At 70.2% G+C, this 16,062-nt stretch carries 19 protein-coding genes and 1 pseudogene; 13 read left to right on the top strand and 7 right to left on the bottom strand.

What is annotated here, in order from left to right; all coding sequences use genetic code 11:
* The 4 genes and pseudogenes from AB0J46_RS51530 to AB0J46_RS51515 all read left to right on the top strand — a co-directional run.
* Positions 1-386: alpha/beta hydrolase (locus AB0J46_RS51530; RefSeq protein WP_364344739.1), on the top strand; the 386-nt coding region annotated here is incomplete at its 5' end.
* Positions 387-719: 333 nt separating this feature from the next.
* A pseudogene (locus tag AB0J46_RS51525) lies at positions 720-946 on the top strand (LysR family transcriptional regulator); the annotation flags it as partial.
* 191 nt (positions 947-1,137) lie between these two features.
* On the top strand, positions 1,138-2,586 hold the full coding sequence (locus AB0J46_RS51520; RefSeq protein WP_364344736.1) for a DUF4158 domain-containing protein: 1,449 nt from the start codon (positions 1,138-1,140) through the stop codon (positions 2,584-2,586).
* Complete coding sequence (locus tag AB0J46_RS51515; RefSeq protein ID WP_364344733.1) at positions 2,558-3,019, top strand: Tn3 family transposase; 462 nt, start codon at positions 2,558-2,560, stop codon at positions 3,017-3,019. The genes AB0J46_RS51520 and AB0J46_RS51515 overlap by 29 nt, the downstream gene beginning before the upstream one ends.
* On the opposite strand, the gene AB0J46_RS51510 is transcribed toward AB0J46_RS51515, so the two are convergent.
* The 3 genes from AB0J46_RS51510 to AB0J46_RS51500 form a co-directional block, all read right to left on the bottom strand.
* Entirely contained in the window at positions 2,975-4,384 is a 1,410-nt protein-coding gene (locus tag AB0J46_RS51510; protein ID WP_364344730.1) for a PP2C family protein-serine/threonine phosphatase, read from the bottom strand. The two genes, AB0J46_RS51515 and AB0J46_RS51510, sit on opposite strands and share 45 nt — an antisense overlap.
* Positions 4,385-4,495: 111 nt before the next feature.
* Positions 4,496-4,819, bottom strand: coding sequence for an STAS domain-containing protein (locus tag AB0J46_RS51505; RefSeq protein ID WP_364344727.1), 324 nt, complete (start codon positions 4,817-4,819; stop codon positions 4,496-4,498).
* Between the two features lie 115 nt (positions 4,820-4,934).
* Positions 4,935-5,636, bottom strand: coding sequence for a DUF5994 family protein (locus tag AB0J46_RS51500; protein ID WP_364344725.1), 702 nt, complete (start codon positions 5,634-5,636; stop codon positions 4,935-4,937).
* A gap of 40 nt (positions 5,637-5,676) precedes the next feature.
* On the opposite strand from AB0J46_RS51500, the gene AB0J46_RS51495 reads away from it, so the two are divergent.
* The 3 genes from AB0J46_RS51495 to AB0J46_RS51485 all read left to right on the top strand — a co-directional run bounded on the left by AB0J46_RS51495 (position 5,677) and on the right by AB0J46_RS51485 (position 7,822).
* Complete coding sequence (locus AB0J46_RS51495; protein ID WP_364344722.1) at positions 5,677-6,678, top strand: tyrosine-type recombinase/integrase; 1,002 nt, start codon at positions 5,677-5,679, stop codon at positions 6,676-6,678.
* Between the two features lie 171 nt (positions 6,679-6,849).
* On the top strand, positions 6,850-7,110 hold the full coding sequence (locus tag AB0J46_RS51490) for a hypothetical protein (RefSeq protein ID WP_364344719.1): 261 nt from the start codon (positions 6,850-6,852) through the stop codon (positions 7,108-7,110).
* Positions 7,111-7,231: 121 nt separating this feature from the next.
* A complete protein-coding gene (locus AB0J46_RS51485) occupies positions 7,232-7,822 on the top strand; it encodes a LysR family substrate-binding domain-containing protein (RefSeq protein ID WP_364344716.1) in 591 nt (196 codons plus the stop codon).
* A gap of 37 nt (positions 7,823-7,859) precedes the next feature.
* Here AB0J46_RS51485 and AB0J46_RS51480 read toward each other — a convergent pair whose 3' ends face one another.
* Positions 7,860-8,273: a LysR family transcriptional regulator substrate-binding protein gene (locus AB0J46_RS51480; RefSeq protein ID WP_364344713.1), complete on the bottom strand. Its 414-nt coding sequence runs from the start codon at positions 8,271-8,273 to the stop codon at positions 7,860-7,862.
* A gap of 39 nt (positions 8,274-8,312) precedes the next feature.
* A complete protein-coding gene (locus AB0J46_RS51475) occupies positions 8,313-9,140 on the bottom strand; it encodes an alpha/beta hydrolase (RefSeq protein WP_364344710.1) in 828 nt (275 codons plus the stop codon).
* Between the two features lie 85 nt (positions 9,141-9,225).
* Here AB0J46_RS51475 and AB0J46_RS51470 point away from each other — a divergent pair, with 85 nt between their 5' ends.
* The gene (locus AB0J46_RS51470) at positions 9,226-9,954 is read left to right on the top strand and encodes a TetR/AcrR family transcriptional regulator (protein WP_364344707.1); all 729 of its coding nucleotides are present in this window, start codon (positions 9,226-9,228) and stop codon (positions 9,952-9,954) included.
* A gap of 32 nt (positions 9,955-9,986) precedes the next feature.
* On the opposite strand, the gene AB0J46_RS51465 is transcribed toward AB0J46_RS51470, so the two are convergent.
* Positions 9,987-10,469, bottom strand: a complete 483-nt coding sequence (locus AB0J46_RS51465) for a MarR family transcriptional regulator (protein WP_364344704.1) — start codon at positions 10,467-10,469, stop codon at positions 9,987-9,989.
* Between the two features lie 57 nt (positions 10,470-10,526).
* Between AB0J46_RS51465 and AB0J46_RS51460 the strand changes: the two genes are divergently transcribed.
* Positions 10,527-11,354 (top strand): SDR family oxidoreductase, encoded by an 828-nt coding sequence (locus tag AB0J46_RS51460; RefSeq protein WP_364344701.1) that lies wholly within the window; start codon positions 10,527-10,529, stop codon positions 11,352-11,354.
* A gap of 239 nt (positions 11,355-11,593) precedes the next feature.
* Here AB0J46_RS51460 and AB0J46_RS51455 read toward each other — a convergent pair whose 3' ends face one another.
* Complete coding sequence (locus tag AB0J46_RS51455) at positions 11,594-12,445, bottom strand: LysR family transcriptional regulator (RefSeq protein ID WP_364344698.1); 852 nt, start codon at positions 12,443-12,445, stop codon at positions 11,594-11,596.
* Positions 12,446-12,538: 93 nt separating this feature from the next.
* On the opposite strand from AB0J46_RS51455, the gene AB0J46_RS51450 reads away from it, so the two are divergent.
* The 4 genes from AB0J46_RS51450 to AB0J46_RS51435 all read left to right on the top strand — a co-directional run bounded on the left by AB0J46_RS51450 (position 12,539) and on the right by AB0J46_RS51435 (position 15,950).
* Positions 12,539-13,276 (top strand): SDR family oxidoreductase, encoded by a 738-nt coding sequence (locus AB0J46_RS51450; protein ID WP_364344695.1) that lies wholly within the window; start codon positions 12,539-12,541, stop codon positions 13,274-13,276.
* Between the two features lie 189 nt (positions 13,277-13,465).
* Positions 13,466-14,146, top strand: a complete 681-nt coding sequence (locus AB0J46_RS51445; RefSeq protein ID WP_364344692.1) for a zinc-binding dehydrogenase — start codon at positions 13,466-13,468, stop codon at positions 14,144-14,146.
* 719 nt (positions 14,147-14,865) lie between these two features.
* Positions 14,866-15,315, top strand: a complete 450-nt coding sequence (locus AB0J46_RS51440; RefSeq protein ID WP_364344689.1) for a hypothetical protein — start codon at positions 14,866-14,868, stop codon at positions 15,313-15,315.
* A gap of 335 nt (positions 15,316-15,650) precedes the next feature.
* A complete protein-coding gene (locus tag AB0J46_RS51435) occupies positions 15,651-15,950 on the top strand; it encodes a hypothetical protein (RefSeq protein WP_364344686.1) in 300 nt (99 codons plus the stop codon).
* The last annotated feature ends 112 nt before the right edge of the window (positions 15,951-16,062 follow it).

Below are 16,062 nucleotides of genomic sequence, written 5' to 3'. Positions count from 1 at the left end.
TCCTGCGGCCGAGCACCGACGCGCCGCCTCCGCCGCCACTGGTCTCCGCCTACGCCGAGGTGTCGCCGGACGGGGCCGGCCACTTCCCCGTCGTGATCGCCAAGGCGGCCCGGTCGATCACCGAGGACCGGCCGCTGACCCTGGACGACCTGGCCGCCGTCACCTGCTCCGTGCTGGTCATGACCGCCGACGACGACATCGTCACCCTGGAGCACACCCTGCAGATGTACCGGACGCTGCCCGCGGCGCAGCTGGCCGTCGTCCCGCAGACCTCGCATCTGCTGCTGCACGAAAGGCCCGAGCTGTGCGTCCGGCTGGTCGGCGACTTCCTGACCGGCGCCCCGGCTCCCACCTGGATGCCGATCCGCCGCGCCGCGGGCCAGTGAAGGGGCGAAGGTCTTCGGTTCGATCTGGATGGCGACATCTGCACACCGCCCAGAAGGGCGCTCAGGCCCTGGCAGGCGTCGGCCGATTCAGCTGAGCGACCGGATGCACGCCTCCATCACCCTCAACTCCGTCACCGCGCAAGGCAGCCCCACCAGAACTGCCGTCATGAACGTCACCTCCACCTGCACCGACATCCAGATGGCCAGAGTCGTCGGCACCCTTGTCCGCGCCCGTGATCAGGGCGATCGTCCTGTCCGTCATGGGGACGACCTCACCACAGGGGGCCACGGCAGGACACTGCCCGGCTGAGTCTCGGCCGATACCCTCAGGGTATGGATCGCTTACAGACCCGCGAACTCGCGTTCTTCGTGGCGGTCGCCGAAGAACTGCACTTCGGACGGCCGGCCGAGCGTCTCGGCATCGCGCAGCCGCCGCTGTCTCGGGCGATCAGCCGGCTGGAACGCCGGATGGGCGTCACCTGCTGGAACGCAGCAGCCGAAGGGTCACGCTCACCCCGGCCGGCGAGGTGTTCCTCACCGAGAGCCGCCGGGCCCTGAACGGGGGCCAGACCAAGTACGAGAGAAAGGGGCAGTGAGGCGCTGAGCCGCGGCCCAGAGGGCAGCTGCGTCGGATGATGTGACCCTCCGGATGGGCTTGGTTGCGCTTTGGTGAACGAGGTCTTTGGTGGGGGTCATCGTCGCTACGGTTTCGGCGTCTGGACGCCGGGATTGAGGCGAGGGACGGCCTGGGATGACGTGGATCGAGCGGACCGCCTATCCGCAGTTCAAGCGGCTGACGTCGGCGCGAGTGCTGCATGTGTTCTTCACGCCGTCGCCGGAGGAGGTGGCCTGGGCAGAAAGGCGCACCGGCAGCTTGGAGTCGCGCTTCGCGCTGGTGCTGGCGTTGAAGTGCTTTCAGAAGATGGCGCGTTTCCCGGCCCCGGACGAGATCCCTGAGGTGGTGATCGACCACGTCCGGCGCTGTCTGGAGCTGCCTGAGGACGTCTGGCCGGACCATGGCGCCTCCCGTAGCGCGAAGGCGCATCGCAAGCTGGTGCGCCAGCGTCAGGGCGTGAAGTACGACGCGGGCCGGGCCCGGGCGATCGCCGCGGCGGCGATCCGGAAGGCCGCCCAGGCCAAGAACAACCCGGCGGACCTGATCAACGTGGCGATCGAGGAGTTGCTCCGGCTCCGGCTGGAACTGCTCGGGTACACGACGCTGGAGGACCTGGCCACGAGCATCCGCGCTGAGGTGAACGCGACGTTCTTCGCCACGATCCTGCAGCGGATGGGCGAGGCCGGCCGGGCCCGGATGGAGGGGCTGCTCGTCGTCGGGCCGGACGGCAAATCGACGTTCAACCGGCTCAAGAAGCCCGCCCAGCGGGCCACCTGGTCGCGGTTCCGCGAGCAGGTGAGATGGCTGGATCAGGTGGACGCGCTCGGCGACACCGACGCCTGGCTGGAGGGCATCGCGCCGTCGAAGATCGCCGACTTCGCGGGTGAGGCCGACGCGCAGGACGCCGACACCTTGTCGCGCTATGACCCGGTCAAGCAGGTGGCGTTGCTGGCGTGCTTGACGCACACCGCCCGGATGCGGGCCCGAGACGACCTGGCCGAGATGTTGTGCAAGCGGATGGCCTCCCACGTCAAACGGGCCAAGGCGGAGCTGGAGGAGATCCGCGCTCGGCAGCGCGCGACCAGCGAGCGGCTGATCGGCACCTACCGTCAGGTGCTGGAACGTCTCGACCCCGGCAGCGAGACCTCGGCCGCCGGACACGAGGCGGTGGAGCGGGCCGGCGGGTTCGCCGCGCAGCCGGCCGACATCGAGGAGGTCGCCGCCTTCCACGGCGACGCGCACGAGCTGCTGGTGTACCGGTTCTTCAAGAAGGACCGGCCGGCGCTGTTCGAGCTGGCGGGCAAGCTGCGGCTGAAGGCCACCTCCAGCGACGATTCGGTGCCGGCCGCGCTGGCGCACGCCCGCGAGCATTCACCCAAGCGGCGCGACTTCATCCCGTTGCCGCCATCGGTGGAGGAGGATGAGCCGGAGTCGGGCATCGCGTTCGCCTCGGGCAACTGGCGGCGCGCGGTGACCGGACGCTCACCTGAGCGCGGCCGCGCATCTGGACGCCGGCTACCTGGACAACGCCGACCTGGTCATCGACGAAGGCGAGGTGCCGACCCTCAAACGCCGCCGCGGTAAGGGCAGCGATGCCGAGGCCGAACGGCTGACGGCCGCGATCGAACGGCGCATGCCCGAACGCTCGCTGCTGTGCATCGTCGCGCGTACTGTCCACTGGCTGAAGTCCTACAACGGGTTCTCCAAGTGGATCGGCTTCGGCGGGGTGCTGGCCGACAACGACCCCGAAGAGCAGGAGAAACTGATCAAGTTCAACACGTTGCTGGCCAACCTGGTCGTCTTCCACAACGCCTTGGACATCTCCGATGTCGTGCGGCAGCTCGTGGCCGAAGGCTGGGAGATCACCGCCGACCAGCTCGGCCAGATCGCCCCGTATCTGCGGGCCCACATCAGCCGCTTCGGCGCCTACGCCACCGACGAGCTACATCACCAGCCAGACCCGTTCGACCCCCTACTTAAGGAGGTCGACTTCACCGACGTCGAGCTGGCCGCCTGATTTTCGGCGTGCTGATGGCTCTTGATCACCATGTGCCTCGTGCGGCACGGTCATGATGGAGCGTTCCAGGGTGAGCGGCCGTTGCCGCTGGGTGCGCCATTCGGCCGTCAGTACGGTGGCGTCGTCCTGCAGCCGGCCGCGCTGGTGCTCCAGGATGGCCTGGATCAGGCGGCGCAGGGTTTCCGGAGCCGACATGCCGTCGGCCTCGCGGCGGACGATGAAGTCGATGAAACGCTCCAGCCCGAACAGCTCCCCGCTCGGGCTCTGGGCCTCGATGATGCCGTCGGTGTAGAACAGCAGCCGGTCCGCGGGCTCGAGCTGGTAGTGCAGCAGCCCGGTGGACACTCCCCAGCCCAGACCCATCGGGGGGTCGGGCACGCTGGTCAAGGTGGCGACCTGCCGGCCGCCTCGGATCACCAACGGCGGATGGTGACCTCGATTGACCCAGGTCAGCCGGCCGGTCCGCAGATCGAGATCGGCCAGGACGCCGGTGGCGAAGCGGCCGGTGAACTGCTCGGCGATCGCCGCGTCGATCGCCTCGCTCGTCGCGGGCAGCGTCGTGCCCCGGCGGCGGCTGGTGCGAGCCGACCCGATGGCGATGGTGGCGGTGAGCCCGGCCGCGGTGTCGTGCCCCATCGCGTCGAAGATCGACACATGCAGGGTGTCGCCATCGATCGCGTAGTCGTAGGCATCGCCGCCCACCTCGTAGGCCGGCTCCAGCGCGGCACTGACCACCACCCTGTCGTCGGCGAAGGCCCCAGGCGGCAGCAGGTTCCACAACACCTCGGCCGACAGCGTCATCGGCCGGGCGCGGACCAAACGGGCGTAGGAATCGCTGTAGGGGCGCTTGCTGACCAGCAGCAGCGAGACGAGCGAGGCCAGCCGGCCGGCCAGCAACGCCGCGCCCTCATATCCCCGCTGCACGCTCACTCCCAGGACGCCGACCCGTTCGGTGCCGCTCAGCAACGGCACCCATAGGCGCTGCGGCCCCTCGCCGACCGGCGAGGCAGGGACGCTCTCGGGAGCGGCGGGATCCAGCACGTGCCGGGCCTCGACGATCTCCACGTCGCGGAAGGCGCGCCCGGCCATGGTGGCGTCAATCCGGATCGCCTCGAGCCGTTCGCCGTACACGTCGCACTGCCCGGCCAAGGGCACCAGCAACTGCTGCTGCAGGTCAGCCACGTAGATCATCGTCTGAGAGAAGCCGGCCAACCGTCCGTACGCGGCGACCAGGCCCGGCAGATCCTCCATCGCGGACAGCTGAGTGGCGTCCAGCAGGCCGCCCAGCATCCGCTCACCATCACCCGTCACCTTGACGCCTTCCCCCTGGAGCCCCCTCCCCTCACAATAGATCGTCTCCTCCATGTGGAACGAGCTCCTTTCAAGCGTGCTGACCAGGACTAACGTCCCCCGAGCGTGCTGGGGCGCAGTGTGTGCTTGCCGGCCACCATGCGTGGGTGACGCTCGGCATGCAGGTCACGCCATGACCGGGAAGCGGTGGTCCAGGCCGGTGATGCGCAGCAGCCGGGCCATGCGCGGCGGAACGCCGGTCAGGGCCAGCGTGATGCCCCGCGCCCGGGCACGGCCTTGCACGCCGACCAGCACGCCGATCCCGCCGGCCCCGCAGAAGGTGACCCGGGACAGATCCAGGACGAGCAGGCCGGTGCTGTGGTCGAGGGCGGTGATCAGCCGCTTGCGCAGCCGGGCTGTGGTGAAGATGTCGATGTCCCCTGACAGATGCACGAGGGTCGGCGCCGAGGCGCTCATCCCGGCGAGCGGGGCGATGTCGATGACGGTCATGGAAGGTCTCCTCACGGGAGAAGCTGGATGAGATGCCTGCCGGCCGGAGATCGGCCCGCCGCCAGTACGGGCGGTGCCAGGACCGCTCGATCCGGCCGGCAGGCGGCACACGGGGTCACTGCGACGGCGCCGGCCGTCCCATGGATGGCTGCGCCGGCTGCCCGATGACCGACCCGCCCTCGTCCTCCCAACGGGCCGAGCCGTCGGCCGAGGCACGCAGAGCGGGGTCGCCCGGCAGGTGCGCGAGGGTGAGAATGGCGTCGATGCTCAAGCCGGCGACGTCCTGGGCGGTGAGCTTGAGCGTGGCCTCGGCGGCGCCGGCGACGGTGCCCGCAGGGATGATCAGCAGGACGACCGGCTCGCCGGCGGCGAAGCTGAGAGTGATCACGCGTGGGTCGGTGTGGCGGAACCAGCCGATGCGGACCTGACGCCCGCGCGCGGGGATGCGGCGCGGGATGTTCTGCCACGCATCCCCATGGACGCCGATGCGGAGCGTGATGCGATCCAGCAGTCGGTCGACGGCCGCGATGAGGCCGGGTAGCTCGGCGGCCGCGTCACGGGAGGAGGGCCACCAGGCCCCGTCCACCACCGCCCGCCGATTCGGCACCGGCCGGAGACTGAGGCGTAGCGCGGAATCGACCTGAGGGACCGCGGAGGAGGCGGCGCTGAGAGGCGCGGAGTAGGAAAGAAGCGTCGGCGTCATGATCTGCCTGACCTGTCCGGGCCCTGCGAAGAGGGCCGGTGGTGGTTCGCCGGGGGCGACGCAGACCTGAATGCCAACGCTCGAAGAGACCTCGGTACCTTCAGTGTACGTCATGACTTCCGGAATTGCGCGTTTCCGGAAGTAAACTCCGGGAGTGACTTCCGGAAACGCACCCGTAGAGATCTCCCAGCCCTCCGGAACAGCTTCCGGAAACACCAGCCGGTCGCGAGCGGTCGCGCTTCCCGGCCCGTACGCGGCGATCCTCGACCAGTACGCCACCGCGCTCGATCGCTCACCACTGGCCGACTCCAGCAAGGCCAAGTATCGCTCACGGCTGCGCGGCTACCTCGCCTGGCTCGCCGACCAGGCCGAGGCCGGCGCGCTCGACGGCGACCCGCTCACCGACCCCATCGCCGCCACCGGCGCGGTGCGCGACTTCCGCCGGCACCTGAAGAACGGCCGCCGTGCCCCCAACACCATCGACACCTACCTGTCGGCCCTCGACGACTTCTACGCCCGCCGCGGCCTCGGCAAGCCGCAGGCCCGCCGCGAACGCGACACCCGCCGCACCGCACCCCGCGCCCTGGACCAACGACGGGCCCGCCGCTACGTCCGCCACGTCCAGCTCACCGCCGCCCCACGCGATAAAGCCCTCGCGCTGCTGCCCTACTTCGCGGGCTTGCGCATCGCCGAAGTCGTCGGCCTCGACCTGGCCGACATCCGCCTGTCAGCCCGCAAGGGCGAACTTCGCATCCGCGGCAAGGGCCGCGACGGCGGCAAGATCCGCCACCTGCCCGTCCACCCCGACCTCCGCCAGGCCCTGACCGACTGGCTCCAGGCCCGCGCCGGGTGGAACGGCGCCGACAGCACCGCGGTGTTCCTCAACCAGCGCGGCGGCCGCCTGACCGACCGCGCCGCCCGCGACATCATCACCGGCCTCGGCGAGGCCTGCGGCATCAACGACGACCCCACCGAGCCCTTCGGGCCGCACGTCCTGCGCCACACCTTCGCCACCCAGCTCATCCGCGACGGCAAAGACCCCATCCTGGTCGCCGAACTCCTCGGCCACGGCTCTCTGGACACCACCCGCCGCTACGCCCTGCCGACCGAAGCCGACAAGGCCGCCGCCCTGGACGCGCTCATCACCGACCACTGACCAGAACAACAAACCGGTTCGGAGCGGGTGCCGCGATTGTTTATTCCCGTATCCCAGCCCGGCTGGAGGGCACCACGTCCGCGCCACGGTAGGCGAATGTGGAGGGCAACTGCCTACAGCGTTCGACCCTGGGCAGGGGTGCCTTGCGGATACTGGAGAAAGGAGCCGGCCGTGCCTGAGAATGTCGCACTGATCATTCGATTCCACCTGATGAGCGGCGAAGACGTCTCCGTGATCAGCGGGGACTTCGACGGAGAGCCGGAGGCGGTGACGGCGATCGCTCGTGCTGTGGACGAGCGGCGCAGCCTGGTGTTGATGCGAGCGAGCTATGATCGCGAAGCCGACGTGAACGGCATAGTCATCAACCTCGCCAACGTGGTGTCGGCGCGTGTGTCGAAGACAGACAGTGCTGAGGCGGGCCAGTACCTGTAGCAGCGGGCCTCCCGGTCAAACCGCGTACGCCGAAATCGAACGGGCAACGTCACAGGTCATAGGCGTCACCGCCCCTTTCTCTCGTACTTGGTCTGCCCCCCTGGACGCGGTCGACGCAGCCGTGCGACGCGCCCAGCGCGCGGGCCGGCCCGTCTCGCGGCTGGTCGTGGCGATGAAACCCGGCGGTGACTGCGGCCTGATGCCCGGCATCCTGGCCGCCTACGATGCCGAGCCGGACGCGGTCCCGGTCGACATCGTCCTGTGCTCGGCCCAGGAGCGCGCCGGGATGATCCGCGACGGCCGCGCCGACGTCGGCCTGCTGCACCGCTCGAACACCGACCTCACCGGTCTGGACTTCGCGGAACTCCTGACCGAAGACCAGGTCGTCGTCCTCCCCCGCAACCACCGTCTGGCCGGCCGGGCAAGCGTGCGCCTCGCCGACCTGACCGGTGAGACGATGCCCCGCCTGTCGGCCGACACCTCCAACGGGCTGTCCGTACGGGACGTCGGCCAGCTCCTGCAGCTCATCGCGCTCGGCCGCGCGGTCGCCGTGGTGCCCGCATCCGTACGCGGCCAGCTCCGCGACGACCTGGTCTGCGTACCGGTCACCGACGCCGAACCCACCACCCTTGTCCTCGCCTGGCCGCAAGGAAGCCGAGCACCCGCACTCGCGGCATTCGTCCGCACCGCAACCACCGTCGCATCACGATGACGAGGAGAACGCCGTCAGGCCCCGAACCTGCCGGAGATCATTGCTCGGCCAGGTCGAGGATGGCCGACTGGCCGCCGGCCTCGTAGGCGACGTCGAGCTGGACGCCGGCCTGGCGTGCCGCGTCGGTGATGAGCGGACGGCAGCCCGCCGTGGTGAGGATGAACGGCTGCCCGGCCAGGCGGTGGCTGGCCGGCACCACGGTGACCATCTCGTGCGCGCTGAGCGGGATCGTGTGCAGGCCGGGGGCCGGGAGCGTGACCACGCCGACCTCGGCCGCGCCCCCGCGCAGCCAGCCGCGGACGTCGTCGTCGGCCCCCTCGAACAGGCGTACCTGGACCTGGGGGTGACGATCGGTGAAGGTCCGCAACCGGTGGGCGATGAGGGTGCCGGTGACACTGGGCAGGCTGGCCAGCCGGAGCGGCCCGGTGACCTCACCGGCGGCGGCCGCCACCTCCGCGCGGATCCTCTCCCGTGCCGCTTCCGGGGGCAGTCAGGCGCCGGACCAGAGGGCGGTGAGCAGCGCGTTCAGCCGCTCCGGCGCCTCGACGTGCGGGTAGTGGGCGCTGCCCGGAACCTGCTCGTGCCGGGCGCCGATCCGCTCGGCCGTGACCCGTGCGCAGGCCATGAGAGGGACGCCGCCGCGCTCCCGGTACGGGCCGGGCGCGCCCTCCCAGGTGCCCGAGACGACCAGCTTGGGGAAGGACGCCGCCCGCAGCGCCGGCAGCGGGAGCCCCGCCTCCCAGCAGACGCGTTCGCGCAGTGCCGTGGCGGCCGCGCGCAACCGCCGCTCGCCCGTGCCGGGCTCGGGCATGCCGGTCGAGCCGGCGGCGGCGCGCAGCCACTCCTCGGGCGTCAGGTCGGGAAGGTCGGCGTAGGCGGCGCGGTTGGCGCGCAACGCCTCGGCCACGGCGGGGTGGTCGGCAGCCGCCTGGTAGCAGCCCGGCTCGACCAAGGTGAGCGAGCGCACCGCCACCGGCCGGCGCGCCGCCGCGATCATGGCTCCGACGGCGCCGTAGGAGTGGCCGACCAGGTGCGCGCCCGCGCCGAGGAGTTCGGCGACGTCGTCGGCGTCGGCCAGGTAGTCGCCGGGGAACCTGTCCCCGGCGTCCGGGCTGCCGCCGTAGCCCCGGCGGTCCATCAGCAGCAACCGGAACCGGCCGGCCAGCGTGCGTTGCGCCGCGAACCCGTACACCGGGTCGTCGCCCCAGCTCGTGGAGCCGTGCACGAAGACCGCCGGTGGCCCGGACTCGGGGCCGAGCGCAGTCACGTGCACGTCGCCCGGCAGCGGGCCGTTCGGGCGGAACATCATGGCTGGCATCCGCTTCCTCCTTGAACAGTGTTTAATATTCTTGAACGTTGTATAAGGGAATGGACGGCGACGTCAAGGCGGGTAGGGTGATCGCGTGCCGTCGTCAGAGTCCTCCGGCGGGTCCGTGTGGCTGCGTCCCGAGCGGCCGCCGCGCGACCGTCAGCTCACCCGCGAGCGGATCGTCGAGGTGGCGGTCGCCGTCCTCGACGCCGAGGGTCATCGCGGGCTGTCGATGCGCCGCGTCGCCACCGAACTCGGGGTGACTGCCGGGTCGCTGTACTGGTACGTCCACACCAAGGACGACCTGCTGGAGCTGGCCCTCGACCGTGTGCTGGGTGAGGTGCGCGCCGGCCCCGGCACGTCCGACTGGCGGGACGGCCTGGCGGCGCTGGCCCGCAGCAACCGCGCCATGCTGCTGCGCCACCGGTGGGCCCTGTCCGAGCTGACCGTGCGGCCCAACCTCGGCCCGAACGCGCTCGCCCTGGCCGAGACCGGGCTGCGCCTGCTGGAGAGCGCCGGGTTCGCCGGCTCCGACCTCGACGCCGCCATGGCCGCCGTCAACGATCACGTGGTCGGCGCCGTCATCGCGGAGGTCGCCTGGCGCGACACGCTGGCCCGGATGAGCGGGACCGGGTCCGGCTGGGACGAGCAGGCGGCCGACTACCTGCGCCAGGTCGCCGAACGCCACCCGACGCTGGCCGGCCGGATGGCCGCCGCGGGCGAGATCGACGTCGAACGCGAGAGCGAGCGGCGCTTCACGTTCGGCCTCGACTGCCTCCTGGACGGCCTCGCCACCCGCTGCGCGACCCCGTCCCCGTCATAGCGCCGGGGCCCGGTCCCGTCGCGGGCCGGGCGTCACCAGTTGCGCACCTCGTGCGCCCACGCGATCAGCCCCGCCACGAACCCCTGCCGGTCCGACGGCGACAGGTTGTCCAGAACGCGCAGCAGCGGCGCGGCCCGCAGGGCGACGAACCCCTCGACCATGGCCCGATGGTCGGGGGCCAGCGATACCAGGGTGCGGCGGCGGTCGGCCGGATCCTCCCGGCGTTCGACCAGGCCGGCCCGGCTGAGGTCGCCCACCAGCTCGCTCGCGGTCGGCAGCGACACGCCCATCCTGTCGGCCAGCTCGCTCACGCTGAGCGACGACTCGACGGTCAGCTGCGGGATGACCGCGCCGTGCCTCCCGGTGAGCCCGTGGTTGCGGAAGATCTCCCGCATCCGGTCCGGCATCTCGGCCTGGGCCCGCCGGAAGTACGCCTCCACCAGGGGTACGAAGCCGAGGGCTTCCCTGACCTCCTCGGGGCGTGGCAGTCGCGGGGGCGAAACGGGGTCCGTCACGGTCACAGGTTACAGTGCCCATATCCAAACAGTTCGGATATCCGAAGTGAGGTAGACGTGATTCTGGTGACAGGCGCCACGGGAAACGTCGGACGTCAGCTGGTGGATCTGCTGCTCGGGGCGGGCGAGCAGGTCCGGGCGATCAGCCGCAACCCCGAGCGGGCCGGCCTGCCCGACGGCGTGGAGGTGGTCAAAGCCGACATGTCGCAGGCAGAGGACCTGCGGGTCGCGTTGCGGGGAGCGGACCGCGCGTTCCTGCTCCCGGCCGCCGGCCAGGTGGACGGCTTCCTGCGCGAGGCCGCGAGGGCCGGCCTCGGGCACGTGGTGCTGCTGTCCGCGCTGGCGGTGACCATGAAGCAGGCCGGCGTGCTGGGCAGCGCCCACGCCGAGTACGAGCGGGCCGTGGCCGCGTCGGGGCTGCCGTGGACGTTCCTGCGGCCCGGCGCGTTCATGGCGAACGACCTGCGGTGGGCGCCCGGCGTCAAGAACGGCGGCGTGGTGCGCGCTCCGTTCGCCGAGGCCGCCACCGCGCCGATCGACGAGCGTGACATCGCCGCGGTGGCCGCGCGGACGCTGCTCGACGACGGGCACGCGGGCAAGGCGTACGAGCTGAGCGGGCCCGCCTCGCTGACGACGGCCGAGCGGGTACGGATCCTCGGCGAGGTCCTGGGGCGCGACCTGCGTCTGGAGGAACTGTCTCCCGAGCAGGCCCGCGAGCAGATGATCGCGCATACCCCCGCGCCGGTCGTGGACTCGATGCTCACGCTGTTCGCCTCGTTCGTCGGCAGGGCCGCGGACGTGTCACCGGCCGTGCGCGAACTGACCGGCGACGCACCCCACACCTACGCCGACTGGGCGGCCCGCAACGCCGCGGCGTTCAGCTAAGGCAAGCAGTACGGCCCGCCCGCGCGGGACGCCACCCTCGTGAAGGCCTGATCACGCGGGTGCGCTCATATTGGGACACCGGGGCGTTCGCCGAGCAGATCGGCATCGACGTCGCCGTCATTCGCTCCATGCAGTCCCGCGCTCGAACGCTTGCGTGAGAGGCGGAGGCCATTTCTGAGCGAACCGGAACGTCGGTCTCTTGACCTGTCCGTCCCGCCGCTTGGGTTGCGACGTCTGAACTAGGCCGCCGACCATAGGCGTGTCGCGGTGCGGACGAGGTCGGCGACGGCTTGGGATCTGCTGTGAGGCGGCCAGGCGATGACCGTCGTGACGGACGGCGCGTCCGGCACCGGCACGATGGCGTAGTCGTCGCGCAGCTGGTCCCGGAGCGACTCGGGGACGACGGCGCAGGCCAGCCCGAGCGCGATCAGTTGGAACAGCTGGGTATGGTCGCGCACCTGCGGGCCGGGGCCGTCCGGATGGCCGCCGTCCGGTGCGGGCCAGCGCGGCAGGGGCAGGTCCGTCTGGGCCTTGACCTCGGCCAACGACAGATACGCCCGGCCGGCGAGGGGATGCCCCTTGGGCAGGACCACGACCTGCTGTTCGGTGTGCAGATCCTCGGTGTCGAGCCCGGCTGTCGTGTCGTAAGGCCGATGGAGCAGAGCGACGTCGGTACGCCCGGTGCGCAGCAACCCCTCCGGCTCGCCAGGCCCGCACAGCATCACCTCAACGGGCACTGAGCCCGGTTCGGCGGCGTAGGCATGCAGAAGCTTCGCCAGCAGTTCCCTGGACGCTCCGGCCTTGGTGGCCAGGACCACACCGGGCTGGTCAGCCGCGGCGCGGCGGGTGCGGCGCTCGGCGGCTTCGACCGCGTCGAGCGCGAGCCGGGCCTCCCGTAGCAGCACGGCCCCGGCCTCGGTCAGGGCGACGGCGCGAGCGGTGCGGTGCAGCAGAACGACGCCGAGCCGCCGTTCCAGCTGCTGGATCGCCCGCGACAGTGGTGGTTGCGTTATCGAGAGCCGTTGTGCCGCCCGTCCGAAGTGCAACTCCTCGGCTACGGCGACGAAGTATCGCAACTCCCGCGTCTCCACCGGCTCATCGTATCCAGCGCTGACCACGGCCGATACCCGTGCGGTATCGCCGTCCACCTGACCGGTCTTGGACGCCCCACCCCAGTCCGCAACATGATCGACGGCATGAGTGAACGGACGATCGCGCTGGTGACCGGCGCGAACAAGGGAATCGGATACGAGATCGCCGCAGGGCTGGGCGCCCTTGGCTGGCGCATCGGTGTGGGCGCGAGGGACCGACATCGCCGCGACACCGCGGTCGAGAAGCTGCGCGCGGACGGGATCGATGCGTTCGGCGTGCCGCTCGACGTCACCGACGACGAAAGTGTCGCCGCCGCGGCCGAGCTGATCGCCGGGCACGCCGGAGGGCTCGACGTCCTGGTCAACAATGCCGCGATCACCGGCGCCATGCCACAGACACCGACCACGGTCGAGCCCGCGACCGTGCGAGCTGTCGTGGAAACCAACGTGATCGGCGTCATCCGGGTCACCAACGCGATGCTGCCGATGCTGCGTGACTCGGCAGCACCGCGGATCGTCAACATGTCCAGCAGCGTCGGCTCACTCGCCCTGCAAACCACGCCGGGCATCGACATGGGCCCGGTTCCCGCCGCCTACCTGGCCTCCAAGACCTTCCTCAACGCCCTTACCATCCAATACGTCAAGGAACTGAGCGGCACCAACATCCTGATCAACTCCGGCTGCCCCGGCTTCACCGCCACCGACCTCAACGGCTTCCAAGGCGTTCGCACGCCACAACAGGGTGCGGCCATCGCGATTCACCTCGCGACCCTGCCCGACGACGGACCGACCGGCGGATTCTTCGACGACGCCGGAAGCGTGCCCTGGTGACAGCCACACTTTCCCGCTCCCGACGCCGGCCGCGCATCGCGCGCCACAGGAGAAGCAAGACAATGACCAAGGCAGTCAGATACGACGAGTTCGGTGGAACCGAGGTGTTACGGGTCGACGAGGTCGACCGGCCGGTGCCCGGGAGCGGGCAGGTCCTCGTGCGGGTCAAGGCCGCAGGCATCAACCCCGGTGAGGCGGCCATACGCACCGGCGCGATGGCCGACATCTTTCCGTCCGGGCAGGGCAGCACAGGCCGAGCTGGTCCTGGTCGACGTCGACAACCTCACCCCCAAGCCGGACAGCGTCTCATGGGAGGTGGCGGGCGGCCTGTACGTCGCCGGAGTGACCGCGTGGCGAGCAGTGCATTCCGTACAACTCGACATCGGGGAGACCGTCGTCGTCTCCGCGGCAGCCGGAGGAGTCGGCTCGCTCGCCGTTCAGCTCCCGCGCCGCGCCGGAGCCACGGTCATCGGCCTGGCGAGCGAGCACAACCATGGGTGGCTGCGAACACACGGCGTGATCCCGGTCGCCTACGGTGACGGCGTCATCGACCGGATCAAGGCCGCCGCACCGAGCGGCATCGCCTTCATCGACGCCTACGGCGGCGGGTACGTCGAAATGGCCCTTGCCCTCGGCGTCGCCGCCGAGCGGATCGACACCATCGCCGATTTCGCGACGGCCGCGAGGTACGGGGTCAAGAGCGAACCCGGAACCAACGGCAGGCCGGGCGCTGAGGTACTCGCCGAACTGGCCGCCGACGGGCACCTCGAAGTCCCGATCGCCAACGTCTACCCGCTGACGCAGGTCCGTCAGGCCTACACCGAACTCGAACGCCGACACACCCACGGCAAGATCGTGCTCAGCCCCTGACCGGCACCATGCGACGCAGCCCGCTCAAGGCTCTGCTCAACCGCAGGCGGATCCCCGTCGGGACTGTCCGGTTGCCCCCTGATTGGCCGCGACAACCCGGGCGACACGTTCGGCAGATCCGGAAGCAAGCCCCGCATCGCCGCTTCCGCCGCGTCGTCGTCCGGCGGAACCAGTTGCTCGACCTGGTCAGTGCGTGCCGCACCTCCTCGTGGCAGGCGACGGTCTCCACCGGCCGCCCGCCACGACACGGCCACGTCCAGGTCGGCCCGGCACGCGTCGACCAATTCCAACTCCTCGATCAGGACCCGCGAAGCCTTCGCCGGCGTCCGCGACGCGTTCTCCAACCGGGGCGGCGTCGCCAGACGCTCCCTCTCCGCCGCCCGACGCACCATGCTGGTCAGCCGCGCCTGCATCAGCATCGACGGTGGCGATCTCGTGGAGGCGTTCCAACGCCTTCGCCGACCTCCGGGGAAGATCGGACGGGCTACTGGCGCTACATGAGCGATTTGAAGACGATCCGGCGAGAAGGAGCTCTCCGTTCCGTGGGGCACCCGTAGTGGGGCGCATGTGGCCAGAGGGACAGTAAAGTCTCCCTCGAATACAGAACGGAGTTGAACAAATACTCAAAGAGACGCATCGATGCGAGTACGACCCGCGCCTGTTCAGCGGCTCGTCCCCAGCGAAGGGCGGAAGGCCCTCATCCGGAAGGTGTGCCAGATATGACAACACCCAACACCGCGTCTCCCCAGCAGGGAGCCTCGAAAGTATGGCTCCAGACGGGCCCGCTCGCCTTCGGCCACCCGCTCAGGGGTGCCGACCGTGTCCACGAGAAGGTCTCTGAGGTTCCGGACCTGCAGATCCCCTTCCCTGGTGTGTGGGAGGTCTCCTATCACGCCCTCCACGCGGTGGCTGTGGCGTCGCCGCATCTGTATGTCCACACAGCGTTGTTCATCAATGGCGTGCTCCTTCCCGGCAGTGAAGCACAGAGCGGCCTGGCCGGTGTCGATGCAACACTGCGAGCCACCGCCGGGCAGACGCTCCTGCAGACCTTCGCCGCCGGAGACGTCGTGACACTTCACGCCTACCGCATCGGGACCGGCGAGGCCGTCATTGAGAGTGGTGGCGACGGGCGCACCGGAATCATGGCGCACTGGGTGAGCGCGGTCTGAGCGCCGACGCCCGCAGGCGAAACGGCTGGGGGTCGTACTGCTCGGCGGCGAACGTCCCCGCCATGTCATCGCGGCGGGAAGCGTCGGACTTCCCTCCGAACGCTCGGACCGAGCCCGGCGGCGGGGAACTGTCGTCGTCGCCCGCTGTGGCCGGCGGGACTGCCTGGCCGGGGGGCGACGCCTGCATCGGGGGTGAGCCTACGGAGGCAGGCATTCCTCACTGCCACGACACATCACTCAGAGTGTTCAAATATGTACGTTAAGTAGCGAGGATCGGGATTCTGATCACATAGCGCGGAACCCGGAGCCGTACTCTCACCAGAAGGAGCCCCCGCATGAGCATGATCCAAACCGGCGTCCTCGACCTGGACTCCACCCACCCCGTGGCCACCACCGGTGGCGACACCTCCACCTTCACCCACGTGACGTTCCCGACCCCGTTCCCCGCCGGGGCACGCGTGATCGTCATCCCCTTCGTCCAGACCTTCAACGGACCCGAGACCCCCGGCCTCAGAATCGCGGACGTGACGCCGCAGGGCTTCCGGATCCGCATCAACGAGATCCTCGCCGGCGCCACCAAGAGCGACGGACACCACACCCGCGAAACCATCGGCTGGCTGGCCACCACCGTCTGACTCCGACCAAGCCCCTCTAGGGCCTGTACGGAGTTGAGATCAGAGGGATTGCCTGCGGTACGGCCGGTGACCCTGGTAGGCCATCGAACATGGCGCGTGGAGACCTCACCGA

It is taken from the genome of Nonomuraea sp. NPDC049758, from assembly GCF_040674635.1.
Taxonomy (GTDB): Bacteria; Actinomycetota; Actinomycetes; order Streptosporangiales; family Streptosporangiaceae; genus Nonomuraea.
The sequence above is the reverse complement of the archived record's forward strand: the minus strand, read 5'-3'. Positions and strand labels throughout refer to the sequence as shown.